The sequence below is a fragment of the Microbacterium meiriae genome, assembly GCF_040702565.1.
Classification (GTDB): domain Bacteria; phylum Actinomycetota; class Actinomycetes; order Actinomycetales; family Microbacteriaceae; genus Microbacterium; species Microbacterium meiriae.
Window position 1 is genome coordinate 609,740 of record NZ_JBFBLJ010000001.1, and the last position, 11,861, is coordinate 621,600.

General features: G+C 71.6%; 10 protein-coding genes. 6 read left to right on the forward strand and 4 right to left on the reverse strand.

Translation table 11 applies throughout. The features are described from left to right. Positions 1-16 precede the first annotated feature (16 nt). Complete coding sequence (gene argS / locus AB0310_RS02895; RefSeq protein WP_366236550.1) at positions 17-1,681, forward strand: arginine--tRNA ligase; 1,665 nt, start codon at positions 17-19, stop codon at positions 1,679-1,681. Positions 1,682-1,688: 7 nt separating this feature from the next. After that, positions 1,689-2,531, forward strand: coding sequence for an LmeA family phospholipid-binding protein (locus AB0310_RS02900; RefSeq protein ID WP_366236551.1), 843 nt, complete (start codon positions 1,689-1,691; stop codon positions 2,529-2,531). A 15-nt stretch (positions 2,532-2,546) separates the two neighbouring features. On the opposite strand, the gene AB0310_RS02905 is transcribed toward AB0310_RS02900, so the two are convergent. Genes AB0310_RS02905 through AB0310_RS02920 form a run of 4 tightly spaced genes read right to left on the reverse strand, consistent with a single transcriptional unit; the run spans position 2,547 to position 5,885 of the window. After that, complete coding sequence (locus AB0310_RS02905; RefSeq protein WP_187663803.1) at positions 2,547-3,281, reverse strand: alpha/beta fold hydrolase; 735 nt, start codon at positions 3,279-3,281, stop codon at positions 2,547-2,549. A gap of 1 nt (position 3,282) precedes the next feature. Next, positions 3,283-3,864, reverse strand: coding sequence for a TetR/AcrR family transcriptional regulator (locus AB0310_RS02910; protein ID WP_366236552.1), 582 nt, complete (start codon positions 3,862-3,864; stop codon positions 3,283-3,285). Continuing rightward, entirely contained in the window at positions 3,857-4,747 is an 891-nt protein-coding gene (locus AB0310_RS02915) for an alpha/beta fold hydrolase (protein ID WP_366236553.1), read from the reverse strand. The genes AB0310_RS02910 and AB0310_RS02915 overlap by 8 nt, the downstream gene beginning before the upstream one ends. Positions 4,748-4,799: 52 nt before the next feature. Further along, positions 4,800-5,885: a YihY/virulence factor BrkB family protein gene (locus AB0310_RS02920; RefSeq protein WP_366236554.1), complete on the reverse strand. Its 1,086-nt coding sequence runs from the start codon at positions 5,883-5,885 to the stop codon at positions 4,800-4,802. Between the two features lie 146 nt (positions 5,886-6,031). Between AB0310_RS02920 and lysA the strand changes: the two genes are divergently transcribed. From lysA to rho, 4 genes are all read left to right on the forward strand, one after another. Then, positions 6,032-7,450 carry a diaminopimelate decarboxylase gene (gene lysA, locus AB0310_RS02925; RefSeq protein ID WP_366236555.1) on the forward strand — a complete coding sequence of 473 codons (1,419 nt, stop codon included), beginning with the start codon at positions 6,032-6,034 and terminating at the stop codon, positions 7,448-7,450. A gap of 21 nt (positions 7,451-7,471) precedes the next feature. Beyond that, the gene (locus AB0310_RS02930) at positions 7,472-8,776 is read left to right on the forward strand and encodes a homoserine dehydrogenase (RefSeq protein ID WP_187663808.1); all 1,305 of its coding nucleotides are present in this window, start codon (positions 7,472-7,474) and stop codon (positions 8,774-8,776) included. Positions 8,777-8,781: 5 nt separating this feature from the next. Next, entirely contained in the window at positions 8,782-9,747 is a 966-nt protein-coding gene (gene thrB / locus AB0310_RS02935) for a homoserine kinase (RefSeq protein WP_292796784.1), read from the forward strand. A gap of 164 nt (positions 9,748-9,911) precedes the next feature. Continuing rightward, positions 9,912-11,861 (forward strand): transcription termination factor Rho, encoded by a 1,950-nt coding sequence (gene rho / locus AB0310_RS02940; protein ID WP_522727333.1) that lies wholly within the window; start codon positions 9,912-9,914, stop codon positions 11,859-11,861.

Here is an 11,861-nt window from a genome sequence, read left to right on the forward strand (position 1 = left end):
GTAAACTGGGGAGTCTATGAATCCTGAAACGCTCGCCCACGCCCTCCTCGCCGTCCTCGCCCCCATCGCCGAGGAACGACGTCCGGGCGAGCCGTTCGACCTCTCCGCCGCCGACATCGTGCTGGAGCGCCCGCGCAACCGCGACCACGGCGACTGGGCCTCGAACATCGCCATGCGCCTGGCCAAGCCCTTCGGCACGAACCCGCGTGAGCTCGCCCAGCAGATCGCCGACGGACTGGTCGATGTGGACGGCATCGCGAGCGTGGAGGTCGCCGGTCCGGGCTTCCTCAACATCCGTCTCGACGCCGCCGCCGCCGGTGCGCTCGCGAAGGTCATCGTCGACGCCGGTCCCGCCTACGGGACGAACTCCTCGCAGGAGGGCGTCAGCGTGAACGTCGAGTTCGTCTCGGCCAACCCCACCGGTCCTCTCCACATCGCGCACACGCGCTGGGCCGCCCTCGGCGACGCGATCGTGCGCCTGCTCCTCGCGAGCGGTGCCCGCGCGGTGCGTGAGTACTACATCAACGACGCGGGCGTGCAGATGGACCGCTTCGCCGCGTCCGTGCTGGCCGCGGCCAAGGGGGAGCCCACGCCGGAGGGCGGCTACCCGGGGCAGTACATCGCGACGCTCGCCGGTCGCGTGCTCGACGCGCGTCCCGACCTGCTCGATCTCCCGGAGGAGGAGCAGCTCACGGTCGCCCGCGAGCTCGGCTACGAGTACCAGCTCGCGGAGATCAAGAACTCGCTCGAGCGCTTCAACGTGCCGTTCGACGTGTGGTTCTCCGAGCGCACCCTCCACGCGAAGGACGCCTCGGGGTCGAGCCTGATCGACCAGGCCGTCGACCGTCTGCGCGAGCAGGGGCACGTGTTCGACGAGGACGGCGCCGTCTGGGTGCGCACGACGGACTTCGGCGATGACAAGGACCGTGTGATCCGCCGCTCGAACGGCGAGTACACGTACTTCGCCGCCGACGCCGCCTACTACCTGAACAAGGGCGACCGCGGCTTCCGCGACAAGATCTACCTTCTGGGCGCCGACCACCACGGCTACGTGCACCGTCTCAAGGCGGTCGCGGGGGCGGCGGGGGACGACCCCGCGAAGAACATCCAGGTGCTGATCGGCCAGATGGTCTCGATCAACGGCGCCCGCCTCAGCAAGCGTGCCGGCAACATCATCGAGATGGACGACCTGCTCGACTGGCTCGGCACGGACGCGCTGCGCTACTCGCTGGAGCGCTCGCCCGCCGACTCGCCGCTCGACCTCGACCCGGAGCTGCTGCAGAAGCGCACGAACGACAACCCGGTGTTCTACGTGCAGTACGCACACGCCCGTACCCACAACGTCGCGCGCAATGCCGCCGACTCCGGCGTCGACCGCTCCGTCTTCGCCCCGGAGACGCTCACGCACGAGACCGAGGCGGCGCTGCTGGGCGCGCTCCAGGAGTTCCCCCGCATCGTGGCGTTCGCGGCCGAGGTGCGGGAGCCGCACCGCGTCGCGCGCTATCTGGAGGAGCTCGCCGGCCTGTACCACCGCTGGTACGACAACTGCCGGGTGATCCCGCTGAGCGAGGCCCCGGTGGAGGACGTGCACCGCACGCGCCTGTGGCTGAACGATGCCGCCGGCCAGGTCTTCCGCAACGGACTCGACCTGCTCGGCGTGTCCGCGCCCGAGCGCATGTAGGAGCGCCATGAGCGACGACAACCACACCCTCCCGTATCCGAAGCCCTCGGACGAGCACCCGACGCTCGTGGTCCCGGACGCGGCGGACGGTCGGGGCGGCGCCGCACGTCGTCGCCGGCGGTGGCCGTGGGTCGTGCTCATCGTCGTGGTCGTGCTCGCCGCCCTCGTGGTCGCGGCCGAGTTCGTCGCCCGTGCGGTGCTGCCCGGTGTCGTCCGATCGATCGTCATCGAGCAGCTCGACCTCCCTGCCGACCAGCAGCTGGACGTCGAGACCGAGGGGATCCTCCTCCCACAGCTCCTCGCCGGTCGTCTCGACACCCTGCGCCTGTCGACGGAGGCCGTCACGCTGCAGGGCATCACCGGTGCCGCCGACGTCACGGCGACGGGCGTTCCGCTGCGGGGCGGCGACCTCGACGGCGCGGACGGCACCATCCGCATCGACCAGGAGCAGTTCACCGCTCTGCTCGCCGACTCGGAACTCCCTGTCGACACCGTGGAGTTCGTGGCGCCGAACGCGACCCTCGGCGGCTCGTTCGACGTGCTCGGCACCGCGGTGCCGGTATCCGTGACCCTGACCCCCGGGGCTGTCGAGGGCGACCTCGAACTCACTCCGGTGGCGGCGAGCATCGGCGGCGTCGACATCGATCTCGATCGTGTGGGCTCGTCCCTCGGATCCCTCGGCGAGGGGATCACCGAACCGCGGCGCGTCTGCATCGCGGACCAGCTGCCGGCCGGCCTCACCCTGACGGGAATCGAGATCGTCGAGGACCAGGCCGTGATCGACATCGACGTGGACGGGGCGATCGTCACGGACGAGACGCTCCAGGAGAAGGGGACCTGCGACCGCTGAGCGGTCACGCACCGGTCAGGTGGCCAGGCGCTCCTCCAGACGCGCGGCGAGCTCCGCCGGCCGTTGCAGGGGGATGCCGTGTCCGCACCCCTCGGCGACCTCGAGGGTGCTGCGGGGATGCACCCGGTCCAGCAGCGCGGCGGAGCGGCGCATCATCGGCTTCTCCTCCGCACCGACCAGGATCAGGGCGGTGCCGGGATGCGCGCGCCACGCGGGCGGAGGCGTGAAACGGAGGTTCTCCTCTACCGCGCGCAGCAGGGTCGTGCGCGAGATGGCCGCGGAGGTCTCCAGATAGCGGGGGAGCAGCGCGTCGGGAATGAACAGCTCGCGGGCCTGAAGGCGGGCGAAGCGCTCGTTCCTGGCGAGCCCTGCCGTGAGGCGGAGCAGCGCGAGGGTCGGGCCGACGGCGCGCAGCGGTTCCGCCTGAGCGCTGATGACCACGGCGTCGGCGACGAGGTCCGGTCGTCGTGCCGCGAGCAGGACGGCGAGCTGGGCGCCGAGGGAGAACCCGACGACGGTCGCCGGTTGCGTCTCCTGCTCCAGCAGCGGGACGAGCGCCGCGACCGTCTCCTCGTGCGACACGTAGTCCGCTGTCGCGCTGCCACCGTGTCCCGGAAGATCCGGGAGGATGACCCGCCGTGCGGGGTCGAGGTGACTGCGCAGCGGCTCCCACATCCAGCCGGCGACCCCGCCCCCGTGCAGCAGGAGGAGGGGAGGGGTTCCTGCGGAGCCTGTCGTCTCGTGATGCATGTCACTCCGTCTCGAAGCTCGCGGCCATGCGGCCGACCGTGTCGATGGCGCTCTCCAGCGTCGCGCGATCGAGGGGCCCCAGGGTGCGGGCCGCGGAGAGCAGGCCGAGCGTGGCACTGGACAACGCGAGAGCCAGGGCCTCGGGCTCCACGTCCGGCACGATCCGGCCCTGCTCCTGCAGCTCACGGATCCCGGCGACGACCTGTTCGTGACGCCTCCGGTACCGGGCGGGTGGCTGCGCGGCGACGTGCGCACCGAGCATTCCCGCGTCGTCGAGGAACGCGGCCGTCATGAGCTCGTCGCCGAGCAGGGCAGCAGCTGTGGCGCGGTAGAGGGCACTGAGCGAGGGCTGCGGTCCTGCGGTACGGGCGACCGCATCGGCGATCCGAGACGTGCCGCGCTGGAGCAGCGCGTCAAGGATGTCGCGCTTCGCCGCGAACTCCAGGTAGACCGCGCCCTTGCCGATGCCGGCCGCGCGTGCGATCGCGGCGACGCTCATGGCATCGAACCCGTCGGTCAGCACCATCCGCTCCGCGGCATCGAGGATGCGAGCGCGCCGGTCGGGCACGAGCGGCCTAGGCATCGGAGCCTCGGGCGAACCAGTCCCGGAGGGCGGGGATCACGAGGTCGGGGCGGTCGCGTTGCACCCAGTGTCCGGCTCCCGGTGCCACCAGGAGCCGGCCGGCCGGCAGCGCGTCCGCCGCCTCCTCGATCCTCCGAAGAGGCACGCCGGAATCCCGGTCGCCGTGCACGAGCAGGACGGGGACCCGGATCTCGGCGAGCCGGTCGCGGTAGTCGGTGCGGAGTCGCAGCGGTCGCACCTGATCCCGCTGCCAGTCGCCGAACGTCGTGAGACCCGATCCGGTCGCTGCCTCGGCGAGCACCGCATCGACGAGAGCCGGGTTGCGGGCGTCCGGGGAGCGCACGAGATCCTGGAGGCCGCGCATCATCGCCTTACGGTCGCGCGCGTAGGCGCGTGTCATGGCGCCGAGCAGCCCCGAACGCAGGAGCAGGAATGTCGACAGGTGCGAGAGGGCACCGAGGCGTCCGTCCGTCAGCCGTGGCATCAGCCCGTAGCTGCCGAGGAGGGCGGCGGAGAGCGCAGCGTCCGGGCGGTCGAGGAGGTGGCCCAACGCCAACCCGGCACCCAGGGAGAGTCCGCCGACGACGTAGGCCTGCAGGTCGAGGGCATCGACGAGGTCGCCGACGTACTGCACCAGGCGCTCCTGCGTCAGCGGCGCTTCGAGGCGCGGACTGCGCCCGAACCCGGGGTGGTCCGGTGCCACGACGCGGTGTCCGGCGGCCGCCAACGCCGGTCCGACCTCGCCCCAGGAGAGTTCTGCACTGTCGGCGCCGCCGCCGTGCAGAAGGAGCGCGGGCGGCTGCGTCTCCGCCGCGGGGCACCATTCCGCGACCGACACCCGCGCGCCGGGAACGGTGACCGTGTGCCGTCGTGGTGCGGACATGCGTCCCCTCTCGTTGTGACCACCATATCGACGGCGGTCACAACGAGGATGGTCAGTCTTTCTCGGTCGCCTTCTCGGCGGTGCCGTTCTCCTCGGCCGCCGCACGCTGGGCGTCACGCAGCTCGGCTGTGGCGATCTTGACGTCCACCTCGGCGCGCTGCATCCGCCGTTGGACGAACGTCCGTGCGCCGAACCGCTCGTGCAGGCGGTCGCCGCGCTCCTCCTCGGCCGTGACGATGTAGGCGCACGAGACGAGGATGACCTGGGTGGACAGCTGGAGCCAGATCAGCAGCGCCAGGAGCGAGGCGAACGAGGCGAGCAGGGGGTTGCTCGTCGCACCGCCGACGAAGAGCCCGGAGAGCTGCTGCAGCACGATCAGACCGAAGGCGCCGAGGAAGGCGCCGCTCCACAACGACCGCGCAGCGGGTCGGACGCCGGACAGCAGGAGGAAGGCCCCCACGATCAGAGCCGCGTCGAGGATGAACACCACGAGGAGCGACAGGATCCGGACCGTCCAGGCGAGCAGAGGCGAATCCGACGGCACCCCGAGCAGGTCGCCGATCCAGGTCACCCCGAGCTGTCCGATGAAGGTGATCCCGGCGGCGAGCACGAACGCGAGGCCGATGCCGATGCCGAGAAGCAGGTTGCGGACGATGACCCAGATCCACAGGATGTCCGCCTGGATCGTGCCGGCGATGGTCCGGATGGCCGTGCGGAGCGAGCCGATGGCGCCGAGCGCGGCACCGACCAGCGCGACGAGGGAGATGATGCCGGCGATCGAGAACGACGCCGGAGTCCGGAGGTCCTTCGTATTGATGACACCGCCCTCGCCGATGAGCCCGGGGACCGCGGACTGCACGGCGTCGATGATCGCGCGCCAGGCCTCCGGGTTTCCGGAGAGCCAGAGGGCCGCGAGGGAGAAGCCGAGGAGCACGCCGGCGAAGACGCTGAACAGGGCCCGGTAGGTCACGCTGTCGGCGAGCATCGGACCGCGGCGCTCGGAGTACAGCAGCACCGCCCTGACCGGGCGCCGGGCCAGGGCCCAAGCGATCACCGGTCCCGTGATGCGGGCGACGAGTCCCGGTCGGGCCGGGGCTGCGGAACGGTTCTCGGAGTCTCGCGTGTCGGTGTCTGCCACGCCCCCACCCTATGAGCCGCTCGGCACCCCTCCCCAGGGGGTTGACGCGGCGTGTCACCATGACCAGGCGGGGACAGGGGGTGCCCTAGAATCGGGGCAACTCGATGTGCGCCTCCGCCCGAGATCCGTCCCACGATTGGTGTTCCGTGCTCGACTCTGCCGCCACGCTCGCTCCGGATTGGCTCGTCGTCCCCGACGACCCGAACGATCTCGCGGTCGGGGTCTGGCCGTCCTCCACGGAGCGCGACGAGGACGGAGCCCTCGTGCTGGCGGGTGTGACGGCGCCGGAGCTGGTCCGGGCCTACGGCACGCCGCTCCTCGTGCTCGACGAAGACGAGGTGCGCCGCCGCGCCAGGGCCTTCCGCGACGCTTTCGACCGCGCCGCCTCCGCCCACGGCACGACCGCGCAGGTGTACTACGCGGGCAAGGCGTTCCTGTGCACGACGGTCGCCCGGTGGGTCGTCGACGAGGGGCTCCGCATCGACGTGTGCACCGGCGGCGAGCTCGAAGTCGCCCTCTCCGCGGGGGTCGCTCCGGCCTCGCTCGGCTTCCACGGCAACAACAAGTCGGTCGCCGAGCTCGAGCGCGCGGTCGCCCTCGGCGTGGGGACGATCGTCGTCGACAGCGCGATCGAGATCGAGCGCCTGGCCGCCATCACCGCCCGCACCGACGCCGTGCAGCGCGTCATGGTCCGGGTCATCAGCGGCGTCCACGCCGAGACCCACGACTTCCTCGCCACGGCGCACGAGGACCAGAAGTTCGGCTTCCCGCTCGCCGAGGCGGAGGTCGCCGTGGCACGGATCCGCGAGATCCCCGGGCTGGAGTTCGCCGGACTGCACTGCCACATCGGCTCCCAGATCTTCGGCGTGGCCGGCTTCCGCGAGTCCGCCTCCCGCGTGCTCGAACTGCACGCCGCCCTCCTCGAGGACGGCCCCGTGCCGCAGCTGAACCTCGGCGGCGGGTTCGGCATCGCCTACACCCGCATCGACGACCCCACCCCCATCGACGAGCTCGCCGGCGGCATCGTCGCGGCGGTGGCCGAGGGCTGCGCGGCGCGCGGCATCCCCGTGCCGGCGCTGTCGTTCGAGCCCGGGCGTGCGATCGTCGGCACTGCGGGCGTGACGCTCTACGAGGTCGGCACGACGAAGGACGTCACGGTCGCCTCGGGGGCGACCCGGCGTTACGTCAGCGTCGACGGCGGGATGAGTGACAACGCCCGCACGGCTCTCTACGGCGCCAGCTACTCCGCCCGCCTGGCCTCGCGCGCGGGCACGGGCGACCCGCAGTTGAGCCGGGTGGTCGGCAAGCACTGCGAGTCCGGCGACATCGTCGTCGATCACGAATATCTGCCCGGCGACGTCACCCCGGGGGACCTGCTCGCGGTGCCCGCGACGGGCGCGTACTGCGCCTCTCTCGCGAGCAACTACAACCACGTCCCGCGGCCGCCGATCGTGGCGGTGCGCGAGGGTCGCTCGCGGGTGATCGTCCGCGGCGAGACCGTCCACGACCTGCTGGCCCGCGACGCGGGCATCGACGGGGCGCACGCCCCCGAGGGAGCACGATGACCCACCCCAGAAGGAGCACCCATGACTGACTACAGACGACTTCGCGTGGCGCTGCTGGGCGCCGGAGCCGTCGGCTCCCAGGTGGCGGCCCTCCTGCTCCGCCACGGCGACGAGCTGGCCGACCGCGCGGGTGCCGCGCTGGAGCTGGCGGGCATCGCGGTGCGCAACCTCGACGCGCCCCGCGACGTCGAGCTGCCGAAGGAGCTCTTCACGACCGATGCCGAGTCGCTCATCCTCGGCGCCGACATCGTGATCGAGCTGATCGGCGGGATCGAGCCCGCCCGCACCAACATCCTCCAGGCCATCGGCTCCGGCGCCGACGTGGTCACCGCCAACAAGGCGCTGCTGGCGACCCACGGGCCGGAGCTGTTCGAGGCCGCGGATCGCGTCGGCGCATCGGTGTACTACGAGGCGGCGGCCGCCGGCGCCATCCCGATCATCCGTCCGCTGCGCGACTCGCTCGCCGGCGACCGCGTCGTGCGCATCATGGGCATCGTCAACGGCACCACGAACTACATCCTCGACCGGATGGACACCGAGGGCGCCGACTTCGCCGACGTGCTCGCCGACGCGCAGCGCCTGGGGTATGCGGAGGCCGACCCCACCGCCGACGTGGAGGGCTACGACGCCGCGCAGAAGGCCGCGATCCTCGCCAGCCTCGCTTTCCACACCGCGGTGCCGCTGGAGGCGGTGCATCGCGAGGGCATCACCTCGATCACCGCGTCGATGATCGAGGAGGCCCGCGCGGCCGGCTTCGTCATCAAGCTGCTCGCCGTCTGCGAGCGGATCGAGGCGAACGGCGCCGAGTCCATCTCGGTGCGGGTCTACCCGGCCCTCGTCCCCGTGTCCCACCCGCTCGCCTCCGTGCACGGTGCCAACAACGCCGTCTTCGTCGAGGCGGAGGCCGCCGGCTCTCTCATGTTCTACGGGGCGGGCGCCGGCGGCGTGCAGACGGCCTCGGCCGTCCTCGGCGACGTCGTCTCCGCTGCGCGTCGGCATATCGCGGGCGGCGTCGGCGTGGGCGAGTCCACCCGGGCGAATCTCCCGGTCGTGCCCATCGGCCACGTCACCACGCGGTACCAGATCACCCTCGAGGTCTCCGACGCCCCCGGCGTGCTCGCGACCGTGGCGGGCATCCTCAGCGACGGCGGAGTGTCCGTCGCGACCGTCGTCCAGACCGTCGAGGGCGAGGACGAGCCGACCGCTCGCCTCATCATCGGCACGCACCGTGCGACCGAGCAGGCCCTCAGCGACACGGTGGACGTGCTGGCCGACAGCGATGTCGTCGCCCGCGTGGTCTCCGTCCTCCGGGTGGAAGGCGAGTGACCACGGTGACGGCTACGGCTCCCGCTCCCGAGGAGCACGGCGCCCGCATCGGCCGCACGGTCGAGGTGACGGTGCCGGCGACGAGCGCCAACCTCGGCCCCGGCTTCGACACGCTCGGCCTGGCCCTGAGCATCTACGACCGTCTCGAGGTGACCGCTCTGCCGGAAGGGGAGCTCGAGATCGAGGTCTCCGGTTCGGGCGCCGCCGACATCCCCCGGGATGCGTCCAACCTCATCGTCCGGACGATCGCCTACGTCTTCGCGGACGTCGGCAGGCCGATGCCCGGCCTGCGCATCGTGGCCGAGAACGCGGTCCCGCACGGCCGCGGCCTGGGGTCCTCCGGTGCGGCCGTCGCTGCCGGCGTGCTCGCGGCGAAGGGTCTGCTGGCCGGCGACGTCGACCTCTCCGACACCGATCTGCTGCGCCTCGCGACCGAGCTGGAGGGCCACCCGGACAACGTGGCGCCCGCGCTGTTCGGCGGGCTCACGATCGCGTGGATGGGGGAGCGGGGTCCGCAGCACAAGAAGCTCCTCGTGCATCGGGGCGTCTCGCCCCTGGTCCTCGTCCCGGCCTACACGATGTCGACTTCGCAGGCCCGCTCGCTGCAGCCGCCGCACGTCTCCACGGCCGACGCCGTGTTCAACGTGTCCCGGTCGGCTCTGCTCATCGCGGCGCTGATGCAGAGCCCGGAGCTGCTGCTGGACGCGACCGCCGACCGCCTGCACCAGGACTACCGCGCCGGCGCCATGCCCGAGACGCAGCGCCTCGTGCAGGCGCTGCGGGCCGCCGGATTCGCCGCCGTCGTCTCCGGCGCCGGCCCCAGTGTGCTCGTCCTCGCGGACGGTCCGGGCAGTCGCCTGGACGCCGTCGAGGTGGCCAATCGGGTGACCGACACCCCGTGGGAGGCGCTCCTGCTCGCCGTCGACGTCCGTGGTGGTACAGTGGGGGATCGAGCGGAGGGCTCCACGTAGCATTCGTGAATCTGGCCCCATTGCATCTCTTGCAAGACCCGCACGCAAACCCCTGAGGCCCAAGTGCCGAGGCTGGCTGACGCCGAGCGTCAGCCCGTGCGATCGTGCGCAGCACCCGTTGTGCGCGTTCACGCTCATTTCCCATGACCTATAAGGGAGTACTCGTGGAGAACCTCTCCGAGACCCAGAACGATCAGGCGGCTCCGACCGCCGACGCCCCCGTCGCCGCGCAGGCGACCGAGTCCGCTCCGGCCAAGAAGCGCGCGCCGCGCCGGGCGAGCACCGCGACGGCCGCTGCCAAGGCCGCCAAGGCGGAGGAGTCCGGCACCGCCGATGCTCCCGCCGCTGCCGGCGACTCCGCCGAGGGGGCAGAAGCCGCGCCCAAGGCGAAGGCTCCGCGCCGCACCCGCGCGAAGAAGGCGGACGCCGAGGCCCCCGCCGAGACCGCCGCCGCCGAGCCGGCGCCTGCTGCCGAGGCCGCCGAGGCACCGGCCGAGGCCCCGAAGTCCGGACGCGGCCGTCGCACGAAGAAGGCGGACGCCGAGGCCCCCGAGGCGAAGACCGAGAAGGCCGAGGCGGCACCGGCCGACGGCGCGACCGAGACGGCCGACGCGGGCACCGCCCAGGGCGGCCGCACCAAGAACGACGCGGCGAAGAACGAGCCGAAGAACGACGGCGCTGCCGCGAAGAACGAGGCCGAGACGGACGCCCCCGCGAAGGACGCGTCCGGCGAGGGAGACAACGGCGACGAGCAGGGTGGTCGAGGCCGCAGTCGCAACCGCAACCGCAACCGCGGCCGCGGGCAGGGCGGCGGTCAGGAGCAGGCGCAGAACGCACCGGCCGACGACGACCAGTCCGGCAACGGCAACGGGCGCAACCGTCAGCGCAACAAGCGTCGCGGTGCCGGCCCTGTCGACGAGTTCGAGACCGAGATCACCGAGGACGACGTCCTCATCCCGATCGCCGGCATCCTCGACGTGCTCGACAACTACGCCTTCGTGCGCACCACCGGCTACCTCGCCGGGCCCAGCGACGTCTACGTCTCGCTCGGCCAGGTCAAGAAGTACAACCTCCGCAAGGGCGACGCGGTCGTCGGCTCCATCAAGCAGCCGCGCGAAGGCGAGCAGCAGGGCCGCCAGAAGTACAACGCCCTCGTCAAGGTCGACTCCATCAACGGCCTCTCGGTCGACGACGCGGCCACCCGCGTGGAGTTCGGCAAGCTCACGCCGCTCTACCCGCAGGAGCGTCTGCGCCTGGAGACGGCTCCGGAGAAGCTGACGCAGCGCATCATCGACCTCGTCGCGCCGATCGGCAAGGGCCAGCGCGGTCTCATCGTCGCGCCCCCCAAGGCCGGCAAGACGATCGTCCTGCAGCAGATCGCCAACGCGATCGCGCAGAACAACCCCGAGGTGCACCTCATGGTCGTGCTCGTCGACGAGCGCCCCGAAGAGGTCACCGACATGGAGCGCACGGTGAAGGGCGAGGTCATCGCCTCCACCTTCGACCGGCCAGCCGAAGACCACACGACGGTCGCCGAGCTCGCGATCGAGCGCGCCAAGCGCCTCGTCGAGCTGGGCCGCGACGTGGTCGTGCTGCTCGACTCGATCACCCGCCTCGGACGCGCGTACAACCTGGCCGCTCCGGCGTCCGGCCGCGTCCTCACCGGTGGCGTCGACGCATCCGCGCTCTACCCGCCGAAGCGCTTCTTCGGTGCCGCCCGCAACATCGAGAACGGCGGATCCCTCACGATCCTCGCCACCGCGCTCGTCGAGACCGGCTCCAAGATGGACGAGGTCATCTTCGAGGAGTTCAAGGGCACCGGCAACAGCGAGCTGCGCCTGTCCCGCCAGCTCGCCGACAAGCGCATCTTCCCGGCGGTGGACGTGAACGCGTCCAGCACCCGCCGCGAGGAGATGCTCCTCTCCGCCGACGAGGTCAAGATCACCTGGAAGCTGCGCCGCGCTCTCGCCGGCCTCGACCCGCAGCAGGCGCTGGAGGTCGTGCTCGGCAAGCTCAAGGAGACCCACTCCAACGTGGAGTTCCTCGTTCAGATGCAGAAGTCGATCCCGACGCTGCCCTCGGGCGCCCACGGGCACGACAACAACATCCGCTGA

Coding starts and splice junctions, on each gene's coding strand:
- AB0310_RS02900 (WP_366236551.1), top strand. CDS start 1,689: ATGAGCGACGACAACCACACCCTCCCGTATCCGAAGCCCTCGGACGAG.
- AB0310_RS02915 (WP_366236553.1), bottom strand. CDS start 4,747: ATGTCCGCACCACGACGGCACACGGTCACCGTTCCCGGCGCGCGGGTG.
- argS (WP_366236550.1), top strand. CDS start 17: ATGAATCCTGAAACGCTCGCCCACGCCCTCCTCGCCGTCCTCGCCCCC.
- AB0310_RS02930 (WP_187663808.1), top strand. CDS start 7,472: ATGACTGACTACAGACGACTTCGCGTGGCGCTGCTGGGCGCCGGAGCC.
- AB0310_RS02905 (WP_187663803.1), bottom strand. CDS start 3,281: ATGCATCACGAGACGACAGGCTCCGCAGGAACCCCTCCCCTCCTCCTG.
- AB0310_RS02910 (WP_366236552.1), bottom strand. CDS start 3,864: ATGCCTAGGCCGCTCGTGCCCGACCGGCGCGCTCGCATCCTCGATGCC.